The sequence below is a fragment of the Nodularia sp. UHCC 0506 genome, assembly GCF_034931045.1.
GTDB lineage: Bacteria > Cyanobacteriota > Cyanobacteriia > Cyanobacteriales > Nostocaceae > Nodularia.
Map to the genome: position 1 here is coordinate 46,238 of NZ_JAYGHH010000021.1, position 25,237 is coordinate 71,474.

The 25,237-nt window shown below is 40.6% G+C and carries 23 protein-coding genes and 3 pseudogenes; 18 read left to right on the forward strand and 8 right to left on the reverse strand.

Annotated features, from left to right (window positions below):
• Positions 1-114: 114 nt before the first annotated feature.
• A complete protein-coding gene (locus tag VB654_RS13610) occupies positions 115-813 on the reverse strand; it encodes a hypothetical protein (protein WP_323214307.1) in 699 nt (232 codons plus the stop codon).
• A 143-nt stretch (positions 814-956) separates the two neighbouring features.
• Positions 957-3,059, reverse strand: a complete 2,103-nt coding sequence (locus VB654_RS13615) for an S-layer homology domain-containing protein (RefSeq protein WP_323214308.1) — start codon at positions 3,057-3,059, stop codon at positions 957-959.
• 251 nt (positions 3,060-3,310) lie between these two features.
• Here VB654_RS13615 and VB654_RS13620 point away from each other — a divergent pair, with 251 nt between their 5' ends.
• From VB654_RS13620 to VB654_RS13635, 5 genes and pseudogenes are all read left to right on the forward strand, one after another.
• Positions 3,311-3,457 (forward strand): helix-turn-helix domain-containing protein, encoded by a 147-nt coding sequence (locus VB654_RS13620; protein WP_323214309.1) that lies wholly within the window; start codon positions 3,311-3,313, stop codon positions 3,455-3,457.
• A 108-nt stretch (positions 3,458-3,565) separates the two neighbouring features.
• A complete protein-coding gene (locus VB654_RS13625) occupies positions 3,566-4,585 on the forward strand; it encodes a transposase (RefSeq protein WP_323214330.1) in 1,020 nt (339 codons plus the stop codon).
• Between the two features lie 24 nt (positions 4,586-4,609).
• Positions 4,610-4,723, forward strand: a pseudogene (locus VB654_RS25250) (UV damage endonuclease UvsE); the annotation flags it as partial.
• A 102-nt stretch (positions 4,724-4,825) separates the two neighbouring features.
• Positions 4,826-4,927, forward strand: a pseudogene (locus VB654_RS25255) (UV damage endonuclease UvsE); the annotation flags it as partial.
• A gap of 82 nt (positions 4,928-5,009) precedes the next feature.
• Positions 5,010-6,605 carry an Hsp70 family protein gene (locus tag VB654_RS13635; RefSeq protein WP_323214310.1) on the forward strand — a complete coding sequence of 532 codons (1,596 nt, stop codon included), beginning with the start codon at positions 5,010-5,012 and terminating at the stop codon, positions 6,603-6,605.
• A gap of 35 nt (positions 6,606-6,640) precedes the next feature.
• Here the strand turns inward: VB654_RS13635 and VB654_RS13640 are convergent, their stop codons facing one another.
• Positions 6,641-7,540 (reverse strand): LD-carboxypeptidase, encoded by a 900-nt coding sequence (locus VB654_RS13640; protein ID WP_323214311.1) that lies wholly within the window; start codon positions 7,538-7,540, stop codon positions 6,641-6,643.
• A gap of 528 nt (positions 7,541-8,068) precedes the next feature.
• Between VB654_RS13640 and VB654_RS13645 the strand changes: the two genes are divergently transcribed.
• Positions 8,069-9,430: an ATP-binding protein gene (locus tag VB654_RS13645; RefSeq protein WP_323214312.1), complete on the forward strand. Its 1,362-nt coding sequence runs from the start codon at positions 8,069-8,071 to the stop codon at positions 9,428-9,430.
• 44 nt (positions 9,431-9,474) lie between these two features.
• Positions 9,475-9,930, forward strand: a complete 456-nt coding sequence (locus tag VB654_RS13650; RefSeq protein ID WP_323214331.1) for a DUF2141 domain-containing protein — start codon at positions 9,475-9,477, stop codon at positions 9,928-9,930.
• A 9-nt stretch (positions 9,931-9,939) separates the two neighbouring features.
• On the opposite strand, the gene VB654_RS13655 is transcribed toward VB654_RS13650, so the two are convergent.
• Both VB654_RS13655 and VB654_RS13660 read right to left on the reverse strand, forming a co-directional pair.
• Positions 9,940-11,079, reverse strand: coding sequence for a peptidoglycan-binding protein (locus tag VB654_RS13655; protein WP_323214313.1), 1,140 nt, complete (start codon positions 11,077-11,079; stop codon positions 9,940-9,942).
• Positions 11,080-11,226: 147 nt separating this feature from the next.
• Positions 11,227-12,240, reverse strand: coding sequence for a DMT family transporter (locus VB654_RS13660; RefSeq protein ID WP_323214314.1), 1,014 nt, complete (start codon positions 12,238-12,240; stop codon positions 11,227-11,229).
• A gap of 343 nt (positions 12,241-12,583) precedes the next feature.
• Between VB654_RS13660 and VB654_RS13665 the strand changes: the two genes are divergently transcribed.
• The 3 genes from VB654_RS13665 to VB654_RS13675 all read left to right on the forward strand — a co-directional run bounded on the left by VB654_RS13665 (position 12,584) and on the right by VB654_RS13675 (position 13,782).
• Positions 12,584-12,931 (forward strand): hypothetical protein, encoded by a 348-nt coding sequence (locus VB654_RS13665; RefSeq protein WP_323214315.1) that lies wholly within the window; start codon positions 12,584-12,586, stop codon positions 12,929-12,931.
• A 195-nt stretch (positions 12,932-13,126) separates the two neighbouring features.
• Positions 13,127-13,378: a hypothetical protein gene (locus tag VB654_RS13670; RefSeq protein ID WP_323214316.1), complete on the forward strand. Its 252-nt coding sequence runs from the start codon at positions 13,127-13,129 to the stop codon at positions 13,376-13,378.
• 23 nt (positions 13,379-13,401) lie between these two features.
• Positions 13,402-13,782 (forward strand): hypothetical protein, encoded by a 381-nt coding sequence (locus tag VB654_RS13675; RefSeq protein ID WP_323214317.1) that lies wholly within the window; start codon positions 13,402-13,404, stop codon positions 13,780-13,782.
• Between the two features lie 56 nt (positions 13,783-13,838).
• Here the strand turns inward: VB654_RS13675 and VB654_RS13680 are convergent, their stop codons facing one another.
• The gene (locus tag VB654_RS13680; protein WP_323214318.1) at positions 13,839-15,488 is read right to left on the reverse strand and encodes a Ppx/GppA phosphatase family protein; all 1,650 of its coding nucleotides are present in this window, start codon (positions 15,486-15,488) and stop codon (positions 13,839-13,841) included.
• Between the two features lie 343 nt (positions 15,489-15,831).
• Here VB654_RS13680 and VB654_RS13685 point away from each other — a divergent pair, with 343 nt between their 5' ends.
• The 4 genes from VB654_RS13685 (at position 15,832) to VB654_RS13700 (ending at position 19,422) form a co-directional block, all read left to right on the forward strand.
• Entirely contained in the window at positions 15,832-16,719 is an 888-nt protein-coding gene (locus tag VB654_RS13685; protein ID WP_323214319.1) for a 4-hydroxybenzoate solanesyltransferase, read from the forward strand.
• Between the two features lie 620 nt (positions 16,720-17,339).
• A complete protein-coding gene (locus VB654_RS13690; RefSeq protein WP_323214320.1) occupies positions 17,340-17,915 on the forward strand; it encodes a hypothetical protein in 576 nt (191 codons plus the stop codon).
• A gap of 131 nt (positions 17,916-18,046) precedes the next feature.
• Positions 18,047-18,763: a M15 family metallopeptidase gene (locus tag VB654_RS13695; RefSeq protein ID WP_323214321.1), complete on the forward strand. Its 717-nt coding sequence runs from the start codon at positions 18,047-18,049 to the stop codon at positions 18,761-18,763.
• Positions 18,760-19,422, forward strand: coding sequence for a PAP/fibrillin family protein (locus VB654_RS13700; protein WP_323214322.1), 663 nt, complete (start codon positions 18,760-18,762; stop codon positions 19,420-19,422). The genes VB654_RS13695 and VB654_RS13700 overlap by 4 nt, the downstream gene beginning before the upstream one ends.
• On the opposite strand, the gene VB654_RS13705 is transcribed toward VB654_RS13700, so the two are convergent.
• Positions 19,403-19,876, reverse strand: a complete 474-nt coding sequence (locus tag VB654_RS13705) for a TspO/MBR family protein (protein WP_323214323.1) — start codon at positions 19,874-19,876, stop codon at positions 19,403-19,405. The two genes, VB654_RS13700 and VB654_RS13705, sit on opposite strands and share 20 nt — an antisense overlap.
• A gap of 195 nt (positions 19,877-20,071) precedes the next feature.
• Here VB654_RS13705 and VB654_RS13710 point away from each other — a divergent pair, with 195 nt between their 5' ends.
• Together VB654_RS13710 and VB654_RS13715 are read left to right on the forward strand one after the other, a co-directional pair.
• A complete protein-coding gene (locus VB654_RS13710; protein ID WP_323214324.1) occupies positions 20,072-20,683 on the forward strand; it encodes a DUF3611 family protein in 612 nt (203 codons plus the stop codon).
• Between the two features lie 63 nt (positions 20,684-20,746).
• Positions 20,747-21,382, forward strand: a complete 636-nt coding sequence (locus VB654_RS13715; protein WP_323214325.1) for a restriction endonuclease subunit R — start codon at positions 20,747-20,749, stop codon at positions 21,380-21,382.
• 176 nt (positions 21,383-21,558) lie between these two features.
• Here the strand turns inward: VB654_RS13715 and VB654_RS13720 are convergent.
• Positions 21,559-22,736 (reverse strand): annotated as a pseudogene (locus tag VB654_RS13720) (phytoene desaturase family protein).
• A 69-nt stretch (positions 22,737-22,805) separates the two neighbouring features.
• Between VB654_RS13720 and VB654_RS13725 the strand changes: the two are divergent.
• Positions 22,806-23,588: an ABC transporter ATP-binding protein gene (locus VB654_RS13725; RefSeq protein WP_323214326.1), complete on the forward strand. Its 783-nt coding sequence runs from the start codon at positions 22,806-22,808 to the stop codon at positions 23,586-23,588.
• Between the two features lie 17 nt (positions 23,589-23,605).
• Positions 23,606-25,090, forward strand: coding sequence for an MlaD family protein (locus VB654_RS13730; protein ID WP_323214327.1), 1,485 nt, complete (start codon positions 23,606-23,608; stop codon positions 25,088-25,090).
• Positions 25,091-25,237 lie beyond the last annotated feature (147 nt).

Genomic DNA, 25,237 nt, shown 5'->3' on the forward strand with positions numbered 1-25,237 from the left:
TTAGCTTTAAATATGGCTAACTAAAAATAGAATAATGCTTAAAATCTCTAGTTAGGATTACCCAAACTAGAATTGATGAATATGAGTATTGAGTTCTTCCTGGGCAGAGAGGCGTTATTGCGGATCATCCGACATCGCTTTTAGTTTTGATGTGAATGAATCAGAGCGATCGCTGGTTGCTGGATTAAATTGTCCAATGGGTGGATGATTGGCAGATGGTGGTAGGAGTTTTGTGGTTTGGTGAGGTTTTGGGGAGGGAAATTTTCTCTGAGAATTATGTTGTGAGTTCAGCTTGGACTGAGTAACAGAAGTAGCAGTAGTGAGAGTGGAAGATACTAATATGTTTTCTACTGGTTTCTCCTCCTCTTGGACATTCATTGGTTTTAGGGTTGCAGTTTGAGTTTGCTTATACTGTTTTCCCCGCATAGCTGGTAAGGCACTGGTGGCAACTGATTGAGGCATCGATGCTGGTTCAGATGGGATTTGTGGCTTGATAGTGGGTAGAACTGGTGCAGCAAGTTCAGTTAAGCTCTCGGGAAACTTGCTACAAATCAGGCGTTCAAATTCCATATTGAAATGATAGATAACCTGGCCTCGTCGCTGCCAAAATGCTAAGATTTGCTGCACTGAAATTCCTTTATAGCGTCCTTGATATAAGGCTTCAACTACTGCCAAGTGCAGCCAGTGTACTGGGTATTGAGTTTGCCAATAGCGAATTAGCTCACTGGCAGTATGGCCACTGAGGTCAAAACTATAGTGAGTTAATAGAGCGATCGCTAATTCAGCAGAGGTTGGTGAGGCTGTTGTCATCATGAGACTATTGGCTTCAGACGAGGGGTATAAATTGTCTTCCCATCGCTTATAGCCTATCGTGTTTTTAGTTACAGGATTTATTACCAAGAATTTCCAGGCTGATAAATAGTGTCTTTCATTTTACTTGGTCAATTGCTGACTGTCTAAACAATATAGGTTGAATTAATTCTTGACCTTCGCCCAATAGCGACTAATGCCTGATAAACCATTGCGGCTACTTCGGCTCTTGTTGCTTCTCGCGTCGGTACAAGTTGTTTAGGGTTGGGGTAATTGACCACAATTTTTTGCTGTGTAGCAGTTACGACTGCTGGACGAGCATAATCGGGAATGGTCTGACTATCAGTATAAGTGAGTAAAGCATTGTTATCAGCTGTTGGTAGGTTAAGTCCATTCACTAGGGAGACAATTACCTGTAACTTTTGCACATTTTGATCTGGGCGGAAAGTGCGATCGCCAAATCCACTCACAAAACCACTGCTAGCGGCAATTTGTAAGGCTTGATAAGCCCAAAAATTTGGGGATACATCGATAAAATCAGGTGCGGGGCGTTTGGGTGCAGGATTAAAGGCCGCCGCTACTAAAGCTGCATATTGGGCGCGGGTCATGGGTTGATCTGGCTGGTAACTACCATCAGCAAAACCATGAGTTAAATTCATACTAGCTAACCCCCGAATAAAGGGTTCTGCCCAATGTCCGGTAATGTCGGTAAATCCGGGAAGATCAACATCGGGGATGACTATATAGGGTGATGCGATCGCCTTCGGCGCAGTTGCACCTATGGCTTTCTCTTGAGTGCTGGCTATTAATGCTTGATAAATTAAGGCTGCCACTTCAGCACGAGTGATATCCCGTAGAGGTTCTAGTTGTTCGGTTTGGGGATAGTTAACCACTAGTAATCTTTGGGTGGCCACTGCTACAGCATTAGTGGCATAAGTCGGAATTTGAGCGCGATCGCGGTACACATTTAACACCTGGGGATTGCCACCAGTTAGTTTTAACCCACTAACTATAGACACTATGGCCTGTACTTTGGTTAAATTTTGTCCGGCTCGAAATGTCCCATCAGGAAAACCGCTAATAAATCCCATTTCCGCAGTTTTGAAAATGGCTGAAGCTGCCCAAAAACTAGGGTTTACATCTTTAAATTTATTACCTTGGTTTCTTGGTGGTAACTGAAAAGTTTTAGCAATGATCGCCGCATACTGAGCGCGATTAATGGGGGCATCTGGGGCAAAAGTGCCATCGGGAAAGCCGCTAATTGCACCCTTCTTGACTAATGCTTCCACAAAATTTGCCGCCCAATGTCCAGCTAGGTCAGAAAAAATACGGCTGCTACCTGAGACACGGCGCGAATTATCTTCTAAGACAGCCATAAAATCTACCCTACCTTTAACATGGGTAGGATTTAACTGATTACCTGCTGACACTAGCGGCTGTGATGTGGAGTTCTCTACATCAAATTGGTTATTATTATTAAAAATATTACCCGCCGCATCTTGGTTGTTACCTAAATCGGGGATAGCATTACCGTTGACTAACATCCCACTTTGGGTATTTTTGGTAATTAGATTATGACGCAGTACGGGTCTAGCGTTGCGAGAAAGAGCGATCGCCGAACGGTTATCTGATATTGTGTTATCTGCGATCAAGGGTGCAGCAAAGTCACTAATGGCTATGCCCAAAGAATTTTGATGAAAGGCATTCCGCAACACTTCTCCCTTACTATGACGCGCCATCATCAAACCACTGGCGGCATTTTGCCTAAACACATTATCCTGAATGGCGGGTTTAGCATTACCAGTAACAAATATCCCTTCTCGACCACAGTTAATTAAAGTATTATTAGCTACATTTGTTGCTGCCGATTCAATCCAGATTCCAGTCCCTTTAGACATCGGATTGGTGACAGTCACACCTAAAAGACTGGCGTTTCCCTGCAACAGTAAGGTAATACTTTGCATACCAAAGCTCAGAGTTTGATACTCACCACTCCCAGAAATCACAATCCCAGCGCCTTTATTAGCTTCGTTACCTACTACTGTTACGCCCGCAGGAATAATTATGGGAAACACCTCACCATTAGCTGCGCGATAAGTCCCAGATATTAACTGAATAATCACGGGTTTTTGGTTGGTTTTTAAGGCACGGGTGAGACTTTTAAACGGACTCGACCGAGAACCAACATTGGAATCATTCCCCTGGATAGGATTGACATAAAGTGTGGCAACGAGGGTTGAGTTTACCATTGATTATTGAGATGCAATTGTTTAAGTTATAACAGCCAAGTTATGACTAATAACTTATCCCAATTTTCCATAAACTTGACCTCAAAGGAACTTATCTGTGTTCTTTTGTGGTGAATTACTTCTTCTCAAGGGTTAGTAGCTAGTTACAGTTTTGCTGTCTAAAGCTGACAAACGCTAACAAATACTCGTATTTGAGCCAAAATTCCTGTCATCTAACAACTACGTGACAGAATTAGCAGTAAAATAACTTCATGCTATTAGGATTTAAGACCCAACTCAAAGTAAACAAGCAACAACGAATACTACTGGCGCAACACGCAGGAGTAGCCAGACACGCTTGGAATAGTGGTTTAGCACTTTGTCAGCAAGTATTACTACACAATAAACATCACTCATAACACCCTTCGGGTGACGCTCCTAACGTCACTAAAGCTGCGCTAACGCAGTCGCCTACAGAGAGAAACCCACCTGTAGCACTCTCTCAAAAAATTAAATTTCCCACAGCCATAGATTTACATAAATGGTTAGTAGCATCCATTAAATCCAGCCATCCTTGGTATTATCAAGTATCGAAATGCGCTCCTCAATACGCATTAAGATATCTCTCAGATGCCTTTAAAGGCTTCTTTAAAAAAAACAAAGGATTCCCTAAATTTCAGAAAAAAGGTAAACAAGACTCATTTACCTTAGATGGTGCCATTCACATTCACAACAGAAAAGTAAAAGTTCCCGTAATCGGTTGGATAAAAACCTATGAGACGCTCCCCACAGGATATAAACCGAAATCAGTCACCATAAGTAAACAAGCTGATAAATGGTTTATTTCATGGAAAATAGCAGTAGAAACCAGTAGTTCGACTTCGCTCACTAACCATGAAACACCCAAACAGCAAGAGTTTGTAGGCGTAGACTTAGGAATAAATCATCTAGCCACATTATCAACAGGAGAAATATTTGATGGAGTCAGAAGCTATAAAAAGTATGAGTCTAAATTAGCCAGAATCCAATATTTGCACCGACATAAACAAAAAGGTTCCCATAACTATAGAAAAGCCTGTGTAAAAATAGCGAGATTACACCAGAAGATAGCCAACATCAGAAAAGATACATTACATAAAATAACGACCTATATCAGCAAAAACCACGCGGTTATAGGAATAGAAGATTTAAATGTATCCGGGATGTTAGCCAATGGCAAGTTATCAAAAGCTATAGCTGATATGGGTTTTTATGAATTGAGGAGGCAGTTAGAATATAAAACCCAACTCTATGGAAGTAAGTTAGTGATTGTAGATAGATTTTATCCCAGTAGTAAGACTTGCTCCCATTGTGGAGAGAAGAAAACATCTCTGTCATTATCTCAAAGATTGTTTAAATGTGATCACTGCGGCTTTGAGTGTGACAGAGACGTAAATGCTGCCATCAACCTCAAACAAGAAGCGGTCAGATTGACCGTGTTAGCCTGTGGAGTAGATAGTGCCGACACTTCTATAATGAAGCAGGAAAAAAAAGCTGGCATTTGTTAGCATTTGTTAGCTTTTTTGAATCGGCTGGTTTGTATTACTATCTCTAAGCAAGTACGCTTTCGGGCTATGACACGCACGCGTTACTTAAAACTCTCTCTCAAAGAACGCCAAACGGTTTTAAAAGCACTCTATCAAGATACAGCGTATTTCGCCGTTAGGAGTTACAAGCTTGAATAATGAAACTCTTATGGTGTAGTCATCTTGACCGCTTGTGTACCTCATAACATCGGGAAGTGCTGTAACTTGCAGCGATTAGATGCAGCCTTGTCTTTTTGTCAACAAAATAATATTCGGCTGTATCGCATGACTTCGGCTTTATTTCCGACACAAAGAAGAAGCGATCGCACATTTGCGCTCTTGGTGGCTTATGGGACAATAATCTTAAAAAACACTTTGCACCTTGGCGCGAAATAAATAAAAAGATATGGGTATAGCTATAGATTTTGGTACAAGTAACACCGTAATTACTCGTTGGAACCCAGTCACCCAACAGCCCGAAACCCTGACTATATCGGGTTTATCAATTCAGCAAAACCTCAACCCGCCACTAATTCCCAGCCTAGTGTATATAGAAGAAGCAACACAAGGTAAAGTTTTAGTAGGTCAAGAAGTACGCGATCGCGGTTTTGACCTCAAAAACGACACGCGATTTTTCCGCAGCTTCAAACGGGGAATTGGTGCAGATATTCAAGGTTTTTTACCAGAACTAGATGGAGAAAATATTACCTTTGAGCAAGTAGGGGAATTATTCCTGACGGCAGTAATTGCAAAACTAGCACCCATGCAAGGAGGTTTAGATTCTCTCATTTTAACAGTACCCGTAGACAGCTTTGAGGCATATCGTCACTGGTTAAGCAAAGTTTGCCAAGCCCTCCCGGTGGAAAGGGTGCAAATGGTAGACGAACCTACCGCAGCAGCTTTGGGTTACGGTTTAGCAGACCAAGAAATTCTCTTAGTGATTGACTTTGGGGGTGGTACATTAGATTTATCTCTAGTACGCTTGGATCAAAGTGTGCAGGACAAAAAGCCTGTGGGATTTCTCCTCAAATGGGGTAATAAATCCCTCGGTGAAAATTCCCGCCAAAAACCCAAAATAGCCCGTGTATTAGCCAAAGCAGGGCAAAATCTGGGGGGAACTGATATTGATGATTGGTTAGTAAATTACTTTGCCAAAACTCAAGGACTAGGGGTGACACCCTTGACAACAAGATTGGCCGAACGGGTAAAAATTCAACTATCAACCCAAACCCAAGCTAGTGAAGTTTATTTTGATGACGAGAATTTTGAAAGCTATGAATTGTCACTCAACCGCGAAGTTTTCGAGAATATCCTCAAAGAACAGGGATTTTTTACCCAATTAGATGAGTCGATGACGAGTTTATTACAGCAAGCCCGACGACAGGGGATAGAAGTTGCAGATATTAACGCTGTGTTATTAGTGGGTGGAACTGTACAATTACCCGCAGTGCAGACATGGATAAAACAGTATTTTCAGCCGGAAAAAATTCGCTGTGAGCGACCTTTTGAAGCGATCGCTCAAGGTGCGTTACAGTTAACCCAAGGTGTGGAAATCAAAGATTTTCTCTATCATAGCTACGGTGTCCGCTATTGGGATCGCCGCAACCAGCGTCACAATTGGCATTCTATTATTAAAACTGGTCAGGCTTACCCCATGAGTCAGCCAGTGGAATTGGTTTTAGGCGCATCTTTAGAAAATCAACCCAGCATTGAATTAATTATCGGGGAATTGGGAGATGAAACCGCGAGTACTGAAGTTTATTTTGATGGCGATCGCTTGATTACTCGTCGCCGAGAAGAAGGCGTAACCACTGTTAAACCCCTGAATGATCAAGCTGGTGCGAGAACCATCGCCCAACTCACACCACCGGGATTTCCGGGAAGCGATCGCATTAAAATTTTGTTTCAAGTGGACGAACAGCGTTTTTTACGCATCACCGTTGAGGATCTGTTAACCAATGACACGCTTTTAGAAAATCAACTCGTCGCCCAGTTGAGTTAGCGATAGAACGGATGAGAGAGTGTTAAAGAAGCTACTCAGCAATCAACACTCAGCACTCCCCGGTCTGCATCTAATGTTGCTAAGACACCAACGGGTAAAACTGCATTAGGATTGCCGTGACCAAAGGGTAAATTGGATACAATGGGAATGCCTAAATCCCCCAGGCGATCGCGTAGAACTTCTTCAACACTGAAGCTAGGCAGATTTGGCGGTGATTCGCATTGAGTAAAGCTTCCTAATGCAATTCCCCGGACTTTTGATAAAACACCACTTAAACGCCACTGCGTCAACATTCGATCAATGCGATAGGGTGCTTCTGCAACATCTTCCCATGCCAAAATTACATCATGAAAATCTGGTATTATCGATGTAGCTAAAAGATGAGTTGCCACCGTCAGATTACCGGGAAGTAAAAGACCCGTAGCAGTTCCACCACCCCAAGCACAACCCTTCAGAGGAGCAATCGGACGACCTTCTACAAAATCGAATAATCGCTGAATCGACCAATCTGTTTCATCTGCTAAAGTCGTCAGTACGGGAGCATGAAGGCTGGTAATATCTGCTGTGTAAAGACTCCATAACAAAGCTGTAATGTCAGAAAAACCAATCAACCATTTTGGTGGTGCTGAATTTATCTCCCAATGCCAATTTTCCAAAATGCGGGTGCTACCAAATCCGCCCCTAGTGCAGAGAATACCCCGACAATCTGGATCTGACCAGGCTATAGTTAGCTGTTGGCGGCGAATTTCGTCTTTCTCAGCTAAATATCCCCATTTATCAGTTAATGTTGGCATTATTTCCACTTGATAACCACGCGATCGCCAAATTTCCACACTTCGTCCCAAGGCTTCAAATTCTCGCAACGCTCCACTAGGAGCAATCACTCTTAATAAATCACCAGGTTGTAGGGGTGGGGGTAATACCTTAGATTGCATGAATAAATAATTTACTAGTACAGATGAGATCCAGATAAAAATTAAATCGTTAGGAGTGAGGAATGACAACTATAACTCATAACTAATATAAATTTTCTGTTAGTATAATATACGCTTGACTTTTTAATGAATTAATGTGAAATTACTTAAAGATAGAAATAATTTGTTGATTTACATCACACAAAATTATTAAAAAGACATAGGGTAGAAGGGAATCCCCATAACTAAATTTAGGGGATTTAACCAGCAAGCAGTATTTCTGGATGTTTTCATCAATCAAGTTATGGGCTTGTTAACCTGATAGCAGAGGGCATATATTTCTGCCTCCTGGCTTCTTTCTCCTAGCCCTTGCCTTGCTTCAGTCCGATCAGATGAGAAAATTCCTCAATATATGAATTTGTAACCTCATTTTGGGAATACTGATTATAGCAATTTTGCTAAAAGTAGTAATTTGCTGGATAACTATCAAAATAGTGCTTCCAGAAGAAAAGCCAAATCATATTACCTAAAGGGCAAAGGATTTCGATTATGCTGGCTATGCATAGCATGACAAATGCCAACGAGCTAAATCTGCGATTAGAGTCAACTTTACAAGAGTTACCCCTGTGGAAAATTCAGATTGAGCTAACACGCCCAGTAAATGAATTAACTAAAATTTTTGAGCAAGAGCCTTTACTTCCAGGGGTTATTGTGACTAATAATAATTCCTACGCGGGGATGATGTCACGACCGAAATTTTTTGAACACATGAGTCGCCCCTTTAGTTTCGGGCTTTTTTCTAAGCGACCTATCCAACATCTTTATAAATTTCTGCATCCAGAGCTATTTGTACTGATGGGGAATATACCCATTGTAGAAGCTATTCAAACAGCATTGGAGCGATCGCCCCGACTGGTTTATGAACCAATTATAGTCACAGATGACTCTGGAAGTCATGGGCTACTTGATTTTCATCAGTTACTATTAGCTAATTCACGAATTCATGCTTTAACACTATCTCAGTTACAGCGTGTAGAAGAACAATCAAGAATAGCCAAAGCAGGTTTTCATGATCTTCAGCATAACTATACCCGATTATTACAAAATGATAAAATGGCGGCTTTAGGTCAATTAGTAGCTGGTGTTGCCCACGAAATCAACAACCCAGTTAATTTTATCAGTGGTAATCTGGTTCATGCTATCGACTATAGTCACAAACTATTTCACCTCATCAGCCTGTACCGACAGTATTATCCTCATCCAATGGCAGAGATTCAAGGTGAGATTAATCAAATGGATCTGGATTTTTTAATAGCAGACCTGCCTAAACTGCTTAAGTCTATGGAAATTGGTTGCGATCGCATCACAGAGATCGTGCGCTCGTTAAAAAATTTTTCCCGCCTTGATGAAGCTGATAAAAAAACAGTTGATATTCATGAAGGTATTGATAGTACACTGCTAATTTTACAAAGTCGCTTCAAAAACCACAAAAGCGGTGCAAACATTACTCTAGTTAAAGAATACGGTAAACTTCCTGTAGTAGAGTGCTACCCTGGGCTACTCAATCAGGCATTTATGAATATATTGAATAATGCCATAGATGCTGTAGAAGAGTCGAGAGGCAATGGGAAAAAAACTAAAAATCCAGTCATTAAAATTTGTACTCAAGTTATTGGCGGTAACTGGATAGAAATTCACATCACTGATAATGGATCTGGTATCCCAGAAAAGATAAAAAATCGATTGTTTGACCCATTTTTTACGACTAAACCCGTCGGGCAAGGAACTGGCTTAGGACTATCTATCAGTTATAAAATCATCGTGGAAAAACATGGTGGGCAAATCAACTGTGTATCTACTGTTGGAGAAGGAACAGATTTTATTATTAAAATACCAATTGTCAAAAACTAGCAACGCTGCGCGGAAGTTAAAAGTTAAAAATTAGGAAAAACATGATGGTTAAAAGATTGGCACTTAGTGTGTTGCTACTTGCAATTATGGGAAATTTGGCTGGGACATCAAGTGCTAGGGCGAGTTTCCAGGGCAATCTCACTGTAGAAATTGATGGATTGAAAAACACAGAAGGACAGGTTTGTGTGAGCATATTCGCTAATAGTCAAGGATTTCCCAACAAGAGCGATCGCGTATTAAAAAGGCAGTGTACCAAAATTACCGATACCTCCTTAACAGTTACTTTTGAGAAGTTACAAGCTGGTAGTTATGCCGTAGCCGTGAACCACGACCAGAATCAAGACCAAATCCTCAATCGTAATAATCTGGGGATGCCCATTGAAGGCTTTGGATTTTCCCGAAACCCAGAAGTTCGCACCAGTCCTCCTCCATTCAGGGATGCCGCTTTTTTGTTAGCAGGCCCGAATACAGTCATCAAAATTCGGTTAAAATATCTTTAATTTTTTTTGTTATGCCTCGTGGTGATGATCTTCGGATAAACTCTGTTGATTAGGTACAGTCCGCATTTTACTCATTTGAGTCAGAGCATATTTGGCCGTTTTCTGCACATCGTTATCTGGGTCTTCCAGTGCGTGGGCTAACATCTGGCTCATTTGAATCATCATGTCATAAACGCGAGTTAGGTCACGAATCGCATTTTGTCGTACCTGTGGACTTTCATCTTGCAATGAAATAGCCAAAGCCCGGTTCATGGGTTTGAGTGCGCGAGCGCTAATTTCTGACAAGGCAGCCAAAATTAAACTCCGTTGTTGAGAATCGGCATGAATCATCAAGTCTATCAATGGCTGAATTGCTCTTGAGTCGCCTTGCTGACCTAAATCCCAAATAGCCTTGCGCCGCTTTGTGCGATCGCTATCACGTAAGTCATGAATCAGTTCATCAATAATACTCAGTTTGCTCAAACGTGAAGTTGTTTCAGGTGATATTACTGTTGTAGTAATTGATGCTGTTGCTGTTTGCGGACTGAGAATAGATACATCATCTTGGTACTGTTCTGATACCTTTTCTAACTCTGGTAATGGTTGGCTTACTAGGTCTTCTTTACCAGGACTCAACGCTTTGAATTCCATACTTGTAGATTCTGGTTGGTCTTGATGTTTCATCTGACTCAACCATCTGAGTAGGAACAGGAGTGCGCCAATACTGCCGATAATTCCCATACCCAATAATGACAACCACATTAGCCCTCGCTGGCTTGGTTGCGGTTGCTCAGTTTCTGGGACAGTTACAGGAATACAAGGGGCGGTGACAGCAAACTGATTTATTTGTGTCCAAGCTGTTTGCAGACTACGCCTAGTTGCTACATCGACAGTACCATCTGTTTTTGCTAAATTTTGGGATTTCTGAAACTCAATGACAGAATTTTGCGTATTTCGTCCATATATTCCATCTATCGCCCCATCGTAGTATCCTAAATCCTTTAATTGAATTTGCATTACCTGAATATATGACCCTTGACTACCAAATTGGACAACCTCCTCGGTGATAGGTATTGTCGAACTTGTTTGTGCCATTTTTGGGGATGCGAGGTCAGGTGCTGCTGTACTTGCACGATGCGGGTAAATACCCAAGCAAGTAAGACAGGTCAAAATTAGAATTGAGGAATAACATTGCCTCATATTGACAGTTTTACCCTGGAGTGTTATTGGAGCTATCGATTTTACAATAACGTCAAGATACCTAAATGTTAACTTTTCAAGTAATAAAGTAACAAAAAAAACATGAAATTGACTAATTTATTTATGAACTGATGCTTCTAAAACTGGTGATGGTGGTGTAGTTTCTTTTTTAACATTCTCTTGATTTTGTCCCGCCCAGTTATCACGCTGGTTAATGAGATAGACGCTAATTAAAGTCATTCCTACTCCCACCCACTGTAAGGGACTGAGAACTTCTGAGAGCAAGAGATTGCCAAATAATAGGGCAAAAATTGGCGTGAGAAAGGTTAAAGAACTAAGACTGGTGAGACTACCGCTAGAAGCAAAATAGAAAAATAATCCATAGGCGATCGCACTTCCAAATACTGTGGCATATCCCAAGGCAATCCATTCAGATGTCATCAGATTTTGCCACTGTTGAGATTCTGCTACAGAGGAAATTCCCCACAACGGCAATCCACCCAAAATCATGTGCCATCCCGTAGCAGCTACCGGGTCAGCATACCTACACACAAACCGAATCATGACTGTTCCCACGGCCATTGAGAGGGCAGCTAACAACATTAACCATTCACCACTAGCAAATAAATCTTGCCATTCGCCCATAGTCACATTGACGTTGGCATCAAAAAATTGCAAAATCCACTCATCGGGCAAGCCAATTAAACTAATACCGACCACTCCCAGCCCTAATCCTAGCCATCCCCACAAACCAATATGTTCCTGGAATAACCACAACGACAGCAAAGCCACTGCCAAAGGTTGAGAGTCAATCATTACAGATCCGAGTCCAGCACTAGTTCTGACTAATCCCTCTGCCAAAAAGCCTTGAAATAAAGCCCCATCTATCAAGGCAAATAAAATAATCCACAGCCATGCTGACCAACCCTTGGGTTGGGGTTTATCCATCAAGACGGCTGCAATCAAAATTAACACCCCAGCTGGTAACAATCGCATACCTGCCATAAATAGGGGTGTCGTGTGGGGTATGACTCCTTTCATCGCCACCATTGCCGTTCCCCATAGAAAAAACGGGGCGATTAACAGTAAGGAAGTCCAGGGAAATTTAGATGCACTGAGTTTCAGTTGCATGGGTTTACTGATGCCTTTGTTTAACAAATGCCAAAATTGCTTTACCCAATTTTACCGAATTATGTACTTTTGTGTTCGCTCAGAATATTGGTGAACGGGAAATAATAATTAGGATGAAAGTTATTGCCTCAGATAGATGATATTTCCAGAAAGATGATGGGATTTTTGCAAAATGTATATGGTTTGACAAACAACTGAGTAAGCTTTGTGCTTATTAAGCAGATAATTACTCAAAATATTCCTATGATGATGGATACCTGAGATACGAAACTAGCGCACCCAATCGCTTAAAGCTAATCAGAGCTAGTGGGTAGATTAACCATTCAAAGCTGTGGAGTTTTCCATGAATAAATTTATCATTGGTCTATTCACTGTCAGTGCGATCGCATTTGCTTCTAGTCCTGCTCATGCTCGGCCTCATCATGTTGATAATGCTCAAATTATCAACCAGGAGAATATTATTACTGGCGATGGTAATACAAGTGTGAATCGGGCAACACAAGTTCATCAAAATGTTCGCACAAATTCCAGACGTGGTGGTAGTTCATCTAGCGGTCAAGTCACCAATCAGCGCTGTGATACTGTTGGTTTTTACAATAGGTGTATAAACAATGCTTCTCAAAGCAACCAACAAATTGAGCAAGGACACCAACAACGTAATTTTCATCGAGGCAGATTTAATAGACATTAATAATTGGCATTTTTCCAGGCGTTAAATTGAGTTACTGCTGCTAAATTATTAGGGTAAAGCTGATATGTAAAACATAACTTTACCCTAAACTTTTTCTTTAATTTGGGGTTTCCCATACTTATGGACAAATTTTTTTCACTGCTAATTTTTTTCAGTTTATTTCTACCTGTTGTTACCCAAGCAAGTGAAATAGATATGCAAGCAGGATCTGTGAGAATTCGTCAAGATTCCCACGGAAATATTCATGTGGAAACTGAAAATACAGAGCTAAGTGTTCCTTCCAGAAGAAGCTACATAAATAGAAATAGTCCACTTAGTCATTTCAACATTTTCTGGAGAAATACCTGTAAAGAATCAGGTAGTGTTGTTAAACAAGAAACCACACAAATTCGCAGAAATAGTAGACACAGCACTCAAAGTAGTCAAGTTTACGTGTCTTGTTATTAACGTCAGAAAATGAGGCAATTTAGATGAAATATAAAGATTTATATCTTGGTTTCTTATCTTTTGGGATGTGTTTAATTGTGACTGCTATTACTACTAAACCCGCAGTAGCACAGTGTGTAATGTCCCATGTTGGTGTGCAACTGAATATATCTAACACACCAGCCAAACAAACTTCTAATGTGGAAATGATCAGTCCAAAGTCCTGTACAGGAAATACCAGTTCTTCTACAGCAGTACAAGTAAATACTGGTAATAATGGACGAGTGAGACAGCATCAAGAAGTTCGTCACGAAATTAGGAATAGTGGTAATGGTCGTAATAGGACTGGTATGAGTGGAAGAACTATTAAAAGTAACATAGTTATTCCTGTTAATATCACCACACCAAAAAACTTTCGCCCCTAACAATGGCTTAGTCGGTGCGTTACACAATGTTAACGCACCAAAAAATCTTGTATAACCTATATTTTGGCAAAAGGAGACTGTTTCAATTTAGCCAACAATTTTACTTTAAATTCGTCTTCAAACACTGGTTTTTTAAAATCTAAGCTCCAAAGTTCTAAAGCACAATCATCATCAGATTTAGAGGGAAAAATCAACATTTGAAATTCCTGGCTATCAGGATTGTAGTCACATTGTACGTGAGCGATCGCACCAATTTGTCGCCGATCTAATGCAACTGCTAATCTCAACAGCGCACTCAATTGGCTGACTATTTGTCGATGCTCTTTATTCAGTAAATTCCGGTAATTTTCGTGTTTTTTCTTAGGCTGTGATTTGCGGTGATAACGGGCTAAATTAGCAATAATTTCAATTTCGGTTTCAGTGTAGCCGAGTAATTCACTATTGCGAACTAAATAGTAGGAATGCTTGTGGTGAGACGAATGGCTGATGTAATGCCCACAATTATGTAAGATAGCCGCAGCCCATAACATTTGTCGCTCATTGACTCCCCAGTTATGTAATATTCCTTGGGTTTGGTCAAATAAACTCAAAGCAAATAAGGCCACGCGATCGCTATGTTCTAAATTAATCTGATACTTATCAGCCTGTTTCAATACACTGCGTTCACGGACTGAACCTTGATAGCGCAGTCGATCTTCAATCAAACTGTGGGCTAACATCCAATCTACAATCACACCTTCCCGGAGGGCGCGCCCGCATACTGTCACTGATTCCACCCCTAATAAACTCATAGCCTCCTGTAAAACAACAGCACCAGCCAAAATCACTTCCGCTCGTTTATCTGGCATACCGGGTATATGAGAAATCTCCGAGTTAGACATTTTTCGCAAGCGATATACCCAATTCTGCAAGTCCTTCAGGCTGAACTCGTAGCCATTCAGGGTGGAAGGAATAGTATCTAAATTTTCCCGTGCATGAATCATGGCTAGGGTTTCAATCGTCCCGGAGGTTCCCACCAAACGGGGAGATTCCCCCAATTTGATATTTGCTAGGACATCTTCTACAGAACGTTCTAACATCCCACGTGTATAGGCTTGCAGATACTGAAACTCGGCATCGCTGATGGGATCATTCTTGATAAACTCGCTAGTGAGTCTCACTGCGCCAACTTTTGTACTGGTAAGACTGCGGGCTTCTTGACTGTCCCCCAAAATTAATTCTGTGGAACCACCGCCAATATCAACAATAATATGGGGTTGGTTGTGAAATTCCATCCCCGACAGTACACCTAGATAGATGCGTCGGGCTTCTTCTTGTCCAGAAATTAAGTCAACGCTTAAACCTAACTCTTCTTCTACTCTGTGCAGAAAATTTCGACCATTAGGGGCTTCTCGCACAGCGCTGGTTGCTACGGCGATGATTGTTTCTGCGTTGGCTGTTTTGGCAACTTCTTGAAAGCGTCTCAGGGCAGTAATCGCCTTGTCAATAATCTCTGCTTTCAGTTCTCCAGTTGTGATATCACGATTACCTAGTCTGACGGTTTCTTTTTCTTTGGCAATAATCCGAAACGATGGTAACGTCGGGTCAATTTTTACTACTACCATGTGCAGAGAATTAGTTCCCATGTCAATGGCAGCAATAATCCTGTTTTGCTTAACTGGTGGGGTGCTAACACTGTCCCAGTTAGCTGAAACTAAATTCAGCATCTAGATTTCTCTCATTTAAGGAAGGACTTTAGCAAGTTGGTGTGTCGGGGTGTTCAGCACTTTGTTGATACTCAATAAATATATTCTTAGTCTGACTATGTGCAAAGGCTATATCATCTCAGAACAGTTACCTACTATCGACAGATGCGCCTGATAACTGGAAAAAGTGATATGTCCTGAGTAATATTACTAGTTTCTCACACTTTTTTCATAACAAGTAATAGTTTAAGTTTTGTAACTGCGATCGCCTGTTAACGGTTGTGCTTTGACAAATATAAAATCAAGTTATTCTATAAATGTAAAGATGTGTAAACCAGCCCTCTAAGGTGATTAATTGATTTATATGCTGAATCCTCAAGAACTCAAACAGGAACCAGTCTGGCTGACTATTATCCGGCTTTTGCGGTGGCATAAACCAGAAGGACGGCTAATTTTAATGATTCCTGCCCTTTGGTCTGTTTTTTTAGCAGCCTCTGGAAAACCACCTTTACCTTTAGTATGTGTAATTGTTTTAGGTACTCTAGCCACGAGTGCGGTTGGTTGTGTAGTCAACGATTTGTGGGATCGGAATATTGATCCAGAAGTAGAGAGAACACGCGATCGCCCCTTAGCTTCTCGCGCCCTATCTATCAAAGTCGGAATTGTAGTCGCTATTGTTTCCCTATTCTGTGCAGCAGCACTGGCTTTATATCTTAATCCCTTAAGTTTCTGGTTATCTGTGGCGGCTGTACCAGTAATTGTGCTTTATCCAGGTGCAAAGCGAGTATTTCCAGTCCCGCAGCTGGTACTTTCCATTGCTTGGGGTTTTGCGGTGTTGATTAGCTGGAGTGCGGTAACACAAACTCTGTCTCAACCCACTTGGCTATTGTGGGGCGCGACTATATTGTGGACATTGGGATTTGATACGGTTTATGCTATGAGCGATCGCGACGATGATCGTCGCATTGGTATTAATTCCAGCGCTTTATTTTTTGGTAATTACGCCCCTCTAGCTATTGGTATTTTCTTTCTTAGTACAGTAATTTTACTGGCTTGGTTAGGTATATTGATTCATCTTAATTTAGCCTTTTGGGTTGGACTAGCAATTGCTACTATTGGCTGGATTTGGCAGTGTTTACGTTTAATCAGCCAAGATTTACCTAACGATGAGTATGGGCAAATGTTCCGCCAAAATGTCTGGGTTGGTTTTATTTTACTTGCGGGAATGATTGCCGGATCTTTTGTCGGGTAGTGAAAACAAAAAGCGACCTAGCCCATTTAGCCAGATCGTCATGTCGATTTAAAAGTCGTTAATCTACTCACAATAATACCGGAAAAATTCCTAAAATGGCTTGACATTTATTACGCAATTATTATCAATTGTTTCGATATTTTCACCACGAAACCAGAAACTAAGAAAAGTATGTTCAATTAGGGCTGCCTGAATAAATACAGCAGTTTGCAGGTAGATAAGGTACAGATTTAATACTAAAACTCTTGTGGGGTGGGCATCCTGCCCGCCTTAGTGTACCTCTAAAAAATTAAATATGCTGTATAAAACCCAGATAAATCAGAAAATTTGGGGCTGACAGATACCTATTCCCTACCTCTTCAGCAAACCCCAATTACCAATAATAATTTTAATAAACCCGCCCCTAGTACCGCCGTGAAGTCAAAAGTTAAAATAGGCTTTTGATTGATTTTAAATAGTTGTCCCATTTACGCCCTGCTTTACTAGTTGGTTTCTACTTTATAATAATTTTACAATCGCCTCGTAATTTGCGTGAATTAAGCAAAGTTTTGCTCAATATCTCGGTTAGCAGCTTTTAGTAGTTGGGTATATGAATATTAAATTTAGATATACTCAACTCAATGAAGCGATCGCATATTATTGACATAGCCATAATAGCTCTACTTTCCTTAAGTAGTCTTGGCATTGTTGGGGGAAGTGTTTTTTTACAAAATTCTGTTAACAATAGCAGCAAAGTTAAAATAATAACTGATACGTCACGCTATCAAGAAATACTCCAACACTTCGGGTCTAATCACGAATATATTACACACTTTCCTCACGCCCTATATGGGGCTAAAAATGTTCGTATCGCCTATTATTCTGGACTTCCAACAGAAGAAAAATTTTTTCAAATCAGGCTTAAGCATTCACCAGAAAAAATCCAAAAATTACTTGCACAATATAAGAAAATCGCTAAGTATCAGTATACAGGTGGTAACACCAACGATCATGTTAACTTACACAATGGTGTGCCAACAACATTTTTTTACACTAGTGATGCTTCTAAAGAATCATTTCCAGCCACTTACGAAATATTAGTATTAGATGCCAAAGACACAGGTACACCTGGTTTTAAATGGAATCACGGGCATAGTTACGGCGTAGCTATTGATAGTTCAGCCTCTGAAATTGTTTATTGGACTGAAAAATGGTAATTCATAATTAGGGTTTGCTGAAGAGGTAGGGAATAAGGAATAGGTATCTGTCAGCCCCAAAATTCAGACTTTTGATGGTAAAATCTTCAAAAATCTTGCATCTACTTTCGGGTTTATCAGCCTCAAAACTTATGAGACCGTATCACCAAATACCTATTCTTGAATGTGGTGAATTGTTAATACAGATTCCTTTGGAATTATTTGCAGTGGAATCTCCCCATCCTTATGAAAAACTTGGTGCAAACTATGGGGAACATTCACCTTATTATCTCCGCCAAAGTGTGATTGATAATTTAATTCAAGCCCAAAATTATCTACAAGAACTGCATCCTCATTGGTATATCCAAATCTTTGATGCTTATCGCCCTGTGGCTGTACAACAGTTTATGGTAGATTACAGTTTTGCCCAAGCGTTAGAACAGAAAGGTTTGACTGAGGCGGAGTTATCACCCAACCAACGCCAAGAGATTTGGGAGTCGGTTTATGAAATTTGGGCTGTACCCAGTTTTGATGAAAAAACTCCCCCTCCCCACAGTACGGGTGCGGCTGTAGATGTGACGCTGGTAAATGATGCTGGGGAAATAGTTGATATGGGTTCGCCCATTGATGAATTGTCAGAGCGATCGCATCCCAATTATTATGCCAATAGTGACCACCCAGATGCACCACAATACCACGCTCATCGGCAATTATTACATGATGTGATGTTAAAAGCTGGGTTCCAACGCAACCCTAGAGAATGGTGGCATTTTTCCTTTGGTGATCAGATGTGGGCTTGGTTGTATAATCAAAATAATCCGGCTGATCCTTTAACTGCACGTTATGGCCGGAAAATAGCGAACCCTTGAATAATCCACTTTCATTAAAGCAAAAATTACAAGCTTCCCTAGAGGAGATGCAAACCAAAAGCAATCTCATTTCTCCTCTCACCGATTTGAAGCTAGATAAAACCTCAGCCGCAGAAATCGCCCAATTAACGACGGAACTAGAAAGTTGTAATCCTCACCCCCAACCACTCTTAAATGCTATTTCTCTACTCAATGGTGCTTGGAAATTGTTATACTCCACAGCTAGAGAAATCCGCTCTTTAGATTCCCTACCATTAGGATTACAATTGGGTGAAGTTTATCAAGTAATTGATGTTACCAATACACTATTTTTTAACTTGGCTTTTGTGAAACATCCTCTGGGAATAGTTTCAGGATATGTGAAAGTAACAGCTAGTTTTGCACCAGCCACAGATAATTTATCACCTTTACCGAATCAACGCATTAATGTAAATTTTAATAAACGCTATCTATCCATTCAAAAAATATTTGGCTTTGACACTCCCCAACTTAACCCATTTAAAGTAGTTCCTGCTAATGGTCCCCAAGGTAGAGTCCCTACTCTTGATATTACTTATTTAGATGAAAATTTCCGAATTGGACGCGGCGGAGATGGTAGTTTATTCATTTTGAGTAAAGCTGATAATTTATCTGAAAATTTTACCCATCTTGAGGATTAAGGCTAATCATTTTCCAAGTCGTATAAGTACCTATAGGACTCCATAACAAATAGGGAACTAACAAAGCTACTGCGGAAATAGAAATAGGTAAAATGGCAAGTGTTAATATTAGACAAATCACCAAACCTGTACCGCCCAAAATTGTCCCTACCCGCAGACTACGCAAGCGAAACATTACAGGTGTATAGGCGATAGTCGCTATTTCTAATAACAAATATAAACCCATGAATAACCAAGTTTTTGTAGTTCCTGGGTTACTTTCCCAAACAATATAAGCTGACCAAGCACCGCAAATAAAGATTACAGTCCAAATAATCGGAATCGCACCCTCAAAAGTTAACCATCTCGGTCTTTGTAAGCGTTTAAACCACTGGATACCACTTGGCGTAATCAAATTAGCCGCCAAAGCAATAACAAAAGCCACACCCCCAATTACCATCCACGATTTAATCATGCTGTTTATTCTTTACCATTAGCTGCATATTCTTAAATATCATGCTTTATCGGAATATTATGTCAATTTTTGACTGATTTATCATCATCCTGGAGTTTGATAACTATTTATTTCTTGCATCTATTCCTCAAGATTTTGCCGTAATTCGGTCTGTGGGTGGGTGCATGAGTTAGGGCAGTGCAAATATTATTTGTTATGGGGACAACTAAAATTAATATGGAACCAGAAACAGAAACGCGATCATCTCTAGCAACATCACATCATAATAGAAATAGAATACCTAAAATTGCCCATCAAATTCGTCTCACAGGGTGGGTTATGTTGTGGGTGCAATTGTCATTAGCGCTGGTTTCTGGCTTATTGTTATTATTTGCTTCGACTGGTCGTAATTTTGCTAATCAACCGAATCCAGGCTTAGGAATTGGTGTAATTTGGGCTATAATTGGGATTTTATTATTACTATTTAGCGTATTTTGGGATTTTCGTTACACCCGCATAGGTAGACGCTTAGGCAATATTAACCCAACTCTGCATCCTAGTAAAGCGGATACAACTAGAGCTATCCGCATGGGTATTCTGCTGAGTTTAATAGGAATACTCATCACCATTTTAGGCGCAGGAATCAGCGTCAGTGTGTTAGTAGCAAAAGCTGTATCTCAACCCCCAGGAGTCGCAATTACTGACCCCAACAAGATTATTCGAGCGCTGGATGTATTTATAGTAGTAGCTAATATTAATGGTATTGCGGCTCATTTTATCGGTACTGTTGCTTCCATGTGGTTACTAGAAAAAGTGCATCAGCATTAAAGAGGGTGTAGCAAGTAATATTAATGTAATGCAATATTTTTTGCTGGATGTGAGCAAAAATCAATGACAATTCTCAATGCTAGTAATTTATCTCTAGAGAATGTTCAGCGTCTGTTTGGCTTTCAAGAACAGTACAGTGAATCATTTTCTCACTTTTTATCCCTAGAACCTCTCCTAGAAGCAGAACACCAAGAACTTCTACAAATTAGAGATGACTTTCAACGTTACCTGAAGTCTGGCAAAGTTTCGGAAGGACAGGTCAAATTTCTTGTACTTGCACCGTTGCTGAGATTAGCTGGCTTTTATCGCTATCCTATCGAGATTCGCCTAGAAGAAGATATTGCTGATATTGAGATTGAGGATGAAGATACCACCATTAAAGGCAGGATGGATATTTTAGCTATTAGTAAAGCTAAACCTACCAAATCTCAAGTATATTTCTGGATACTTTTAATTGAATCAAACAATAGTCAAATTGATATATCAACAGGCTTACCTCAACTGCTCACCTACGCTTATAAAAATTTAAATAATCAAACATCTGTTTGGGGTTTAACAACTAATGGCAGAGCTTATCAGTTCGTTTATATTGAACAAGTTAATCCTCCCATTTATCATCTTTTGCCATTATTAAATTTTATGGAGCCTCCCCGTGCAGTTGAATTATTACAAGTTTTAAAAGCAATTTGTCAGATATAGCAATCCTAAATAAGTTACTTATAGAAAAACGAACCACAGAGACACAGAGTACACTGAGACAAGAGGGTTTAAGAGAGTTTTTGCATAAGTCCTAATAAAATTTCCAAATCGCTAATTCTCACCTCCTCCTCTGGTGCGCCTCTGCGTGCCATAAAATCCCTTTCCCCTCCGCAACCCTAAAACTTCAAACCATCCAATAACTTCCCCATTTCCTGCACATTCACCAAACTGTTAGCACACAAAATACCTGAAGCAGCTACCGCAGGGACACCAATTCCGGGCATAGTACTATCACCCACACGATACAATCCTTTTATCGGTGTTTGCGTACCAGGAAACATCCCCTTACCCGCAACTATAGCCGGGCCATAAGTTCCCTGATATCGTCGTAAATAATGAGCATGAGTTAACGGTGTCCCAATCAGTTCCAACACTACACGCTGGCGAATATCGGGGATAATTCGCTCTAAAGCCCGATATAAAGATTGGGCTTTTTCTTGTTTCCTGGCTTCATATCCATCATTTCGTTCCCATCCAGCATAAGGTTCTTTTGCTCGACATGACACCCCAAACGTAACTTACCACCCCAGCGTTCTAAACCCCGCACCAAAGCATTAACGATTGCACCACTTCCGCCTACAGGATATTCAACCCCGGCACGGGAGCGCTCACCTAACATAAAAGCTACCTCTGGCGCAATTGTGCTGTGTGCCTTTAAACCAGATAATAAAAAGCACTCCAGGTCAATGAGGCGACGTACCCAAGGGTCTTTGACTGTAGCATCCATGACATTGCCTACAGAAGACTGAACCAGGGGCAAATTAGGTAACATTTTCGCCAAAGAAGGCCAGTAACGTGTCATCAAGATTAAAATCACCTGCCAATCTGCTCTTAAAGCTAGAGTGGGAATACCTTTCATCCCTTCGTATAACCCTAATAAGCGTTCGGCAAACTGTTGGAATTCCTTAGCGCCTTGGGGCGTTATTTTATGTAGTTCATTAAGGTACTTTTCAGCATGGCTATAAACTGCAAAAATGGCTTCAGGAAAATGGTAGTGTCCTAATGGCTCATAGGGTATAACTTGGAGAGATTCGCCTAGAACATCGAGAACTTGTTTGATAGGATTCAAGCTTTGTTTATCTGTCAAACCACAGTAAAAAGAGGGGCCAGAATCAAATTCAAATCCCCGTCGTCTAAAACTATGGGCTGCACCACCGGGAATTGCGTGGCTTTCACACACAATCACTTGCTTACCATAACGAGCAAGTAAACCCGCAGCGCATAACCCGCCAATACCGCTACCAATCACGATGATTTTACTTTGATACTGCTGAGTATTGAGTGCTGAGTTCATATTTTAATGACTAATAACTAATGACTAATGACTAATGACTAATGACCAATAAGCAATGACCAATTACCAATGAATGAACCATTAATTGAACTAAAAGGAATTTCTAAGTCCTTTGGTAGTAATAAAGTTTTAGATAATGTGGATTTGACGATTTACCGGGGGGAAGCAGTAGGAATTATTGGGCCTTCAGGAACTGGTAAATCAACGGTTTTACGAATTATTGCCGGATTAATGGCTCCTGATAGCGGAGAAATTTATATCCAAGGGGTACGGCGAAATGGGTTAATTGAGGACAGTACTGATCCGATTGGGATTGGGATGGTGTTTCAACAGGCGGCGTTATTTGATTCGTTGACAGTGGATGAAAATGTGGGTTTTTTACTATATCAACATTCCAAGATACCGCCATCGCGTATTCAACAAATAGTTAAAGAAAAATTAGAAATGGTCGGTTTATCTGGAATTAGCCATCTCTATCCATCTGAACTATCCGGGGGAATGCGAAAACGGGTAAGTTTTGCCAGAGCGATTATCTCTAATCCTGATAATCTCACAGAGGGGCCAGAAGTTTTACTATACGATGAACCCACAGCCGGACTAGACCCGATTGCCTCAACAGTCATAGAAGATTTAATTCGTCAATTGCAATCGACTCAAGGAGTCTGTAGTACTTATGCCATTGTGACGCATCAAGATAGTACCATTCGCCGTACTGCTGATAGACTAGTGTTTCTTTATCAAGGTAAAGTGCAATGGCAAGGTACAGTTAGTGACATAGATAGCACAGAACATCCCTTGATTAGACAATTTATTAGTGGCAGTGTGGATGGTCCAATTCAGGTAGCTGGTTAAGTGGATGGAGAAATAATATGCGAGATATCATAACAAACAGCTTTGCGTCTAAGCGCACATTAAGAGAAGGCTCAGTGGGGTTACTCATCCTCCTGGGTTTGGGTGCATTTATAATGATTGTCCTCTGGTTAAATAGATTTACATCAGGGAGCAATTCGTACAAATTTATGGTGGAATTTGCTAATGCTGGTGGTATGCAACGAGGCGCACCAGTTCGTTATCGGGGTGTGAAAGTAGGCAATATTTCCAGAGTGAAAGCAGGGTCAAACGCCATAGAAGTGGAAATCGAAATTTTTCCAGCTGATTTGATGATTTCTAGTGATGTAGTAATTGAAGCTAATCAGAGTGGATTAATTAGTGAAAGTATTATCGACATTACACCCAAGAAATCTATACCGACTGGGGAAGCGATCGCTAAACCCTTAGATAATAATTGTGATGATAGCTTGATTATTTGTCATGGTTCTCGGTTATCAGGTCAAATTGGCATCAGCATTGATGAACTGATTCGCAAATCAACAGATTTAACCACTACATATAGTAACCCGGAATTTTACCAAAGACTAAATCGACTTCTAGAAAGCTCTACAGCAGCAGCCACTGGTGTTGCTTCTCTCACTCAAGATTTTCAAAATTTAAGCAAAAGCTTTCAACAACAAATAGGTACATTTTCCGCTACTGCTAATTCAGTCCAACAATCCACAAATCAACTCACTACATCCGCTACTAAAACAGTAGATCAATTAGGTGCGACGGCAAGTGAATTTAGTTCCACAGCCAATCAAGCTAGTCGGTTATTGAGTAATCTAGATGAACTCGTCACCAGTAACCGGAGTTCTTTGGTTGGTACTTTGAACAATATTACCGAAATTAGCAACCAACTCCGGGTGACAGTCAGCAGCCTATCACCTGCTTTTGATCGACTAACCCAAGGCGAATTAATCAACAATTTAGAAAGCCTCTCAGCAAATGCAGCCCAAGCATCAGCCAATTTACGTGATGCTTCTCAAGCTTTAAACAACCCTCAAAATTTAGTGTTAATGCAGCAAACCTTGGATTCAGCTAGGGTAACTTTTGAAAATACCCAAAAAATCACCTCTGATTTAGATGAATTGACAGGTGATCCAGCTTTCCGAAAAAATCTGCTGCAATTGGTCAATGGTTTAAGTGGCTTGGTGTCTTCCACAGAACAGATGCAGCAAGACGTAAAGGTAGCTGCTACTTTAGACTCCCTCAAAACAGCCGTTAGCCAACCTCCTGTTCAGCAACTACCTGTAAATAAACCAGTTGTTAAACAGCCTCCTCTGAGTACACCTAAAATTGAGCTTCCAGCCCTCAAACCAACGCAACAAGCGCTGAATATCAAACCGACATCGGCTGTTGTAGATATTTTGGAACTCAACCCCCAACCAATTATTAATCCAGCAATTCCCGACTCATCCCAAGACAAGTTACTAAAACAGCTGCGGAAGTATGGAGAAGAAAGGAATTTGGATGAATAAGAATTAGATACATCACAAAAAAGACTGAGAAAATTTTTCGACCCAATGACCAAGGAGAAGAGGAACGGGGGCAGGGGGCAGGGTGCAGGGGAGAATCAACTTCCCAATGACTAATGACTAATGACCAATGACCAATGACCAATGACT

Coding starts and splice junctions, on each gene's coding strand:
- VB654_RS13610 (WP_323214307.1), bottom strand. CDS start 813: ATGATGACAACAGCCTCACCAACCTCTGCTGAATTAGCGATCGCTCTA.
- VB654_RS13615 (WP_323214308.1), bottom strand. CDS start 3,059: ATGGTAAACTCAACCCTCGTTGCCACACTTTATGTCAATCCTATCCAG.
- VB654_RS13620 (WP_323214309.1), top strand. CDS start 3,311: ATGCTATTAGGATTTAAGACCCAACTCAAAGTAAACAAGCAACAACGA.
- VB654_RS13635 (WP_323214310.1), top strand. CDS start 5,010: ATGGGTATAGCTATAGATTTTGGTACAAGTAACACCGTAATTACTCGT.
- VB654_RS13640 (WP_323214311.1), bottom strand. CDS start 7,540: ATGCAATCTAAGGTATTACCCCCACCCCTACAACCTGGTGATTTATTA.
- VB654_RS13645 (WP_323214312.1), top strand. CDS start 8,069: ATGCTGGCTATGCATAGCATGACAAATGCCAACGAGCTAAATCTGCGA.
- VB654_RS13650 (WP_323214331.1), top strand. CDS start 9,475: ATGGTTAAAAGATTGGCACTTAGTGTGTTGCTACTTGCAATTATGGGA.
- VB654_RS13660 (WP_323214314.1), bottom strand. CDS start 12,240: ATGCAACTGAAACTCAGTGCATCTAAATTTCCCTGGACTTCCTTACTG.
- VB654_RS13665 (WP_323214315.1), top strand. CDS start 12,584: ATGAATAAATTTATCATTGGTCTATTCACTGTCAGTGCGATCGCATTT.
- VB654_RS13670 (WP_323214316.1), top strand. CDS start 13,127: ATGCAAGCAGGATCTGTGAGAATTCGTCAAGATTCCCACGGAAATATT.
- VB654_RS13675 (WP_323214317.1), top strand. CDS start 13,402: ATGAAATATAAAGATTTATATCTTGGTTTCTTATCTTTTGGGATGTGT.
- VB654_RS13680 (WP_323214318.1), bottom strand. CDS start 15,488: ATGCTGAATTTAGTTTCAGCTAACTGGGACAGTGTTAGCACCCCACCA.
- VB654_RS13685 (WP_323214319.1), top strand. CDS start 15,832: ATGCTGAATCCTCAAGAACTCAAACAGGAACCAGTCTGGCTGACTATT.
- VB654_RS13690 (WP_323214320.1), top strand. CDS start 17,340: ATGAAGCGATCGCATATTATTGACATAGCCATAATAGCTCTACTTTCC.
- VB654_RS13695 (WP_323214321.1), top strand. CDS start 18,047: ATGAGACCGTATCACCAAATACCTATTCTTGAATGTGGTGAATTGTTA.
- VB654_RS13705 (WP_323214323.1), bottom strand. CDS start 19,876: ATGATTAAATCGTGGATGGTAATTGGGGGTGTGGCTTTTGTTATTGCT.
- VB654_RS13710 (WP_323214324.1), top strand. CDS start 20,072: ATGGGGACAACTAAAATTAATATGGAACCAGAAACAGAAACGCGATCA.
- VB654_RS13715 (WP_323214325.1), top strand. CDS start 20,747: ATGACAATTCTCAATGCTAGTAATTTATCTCTAGAGAATGTTCAGCGT.
- VB654_RS13725 (WP_323214326.1), top strand. CDS start 22,806: ATGAATGAACCATTAATTGAACTAAAAGGAATTTCTAAGTCCTTTGGT.
- VB654_RS13730 (WP_323214327.1), top strand. CDS start 23,606: ATGCGAGATATCATAACAAACAGCTTTGCGTCTAAGCGCACATTAAGA.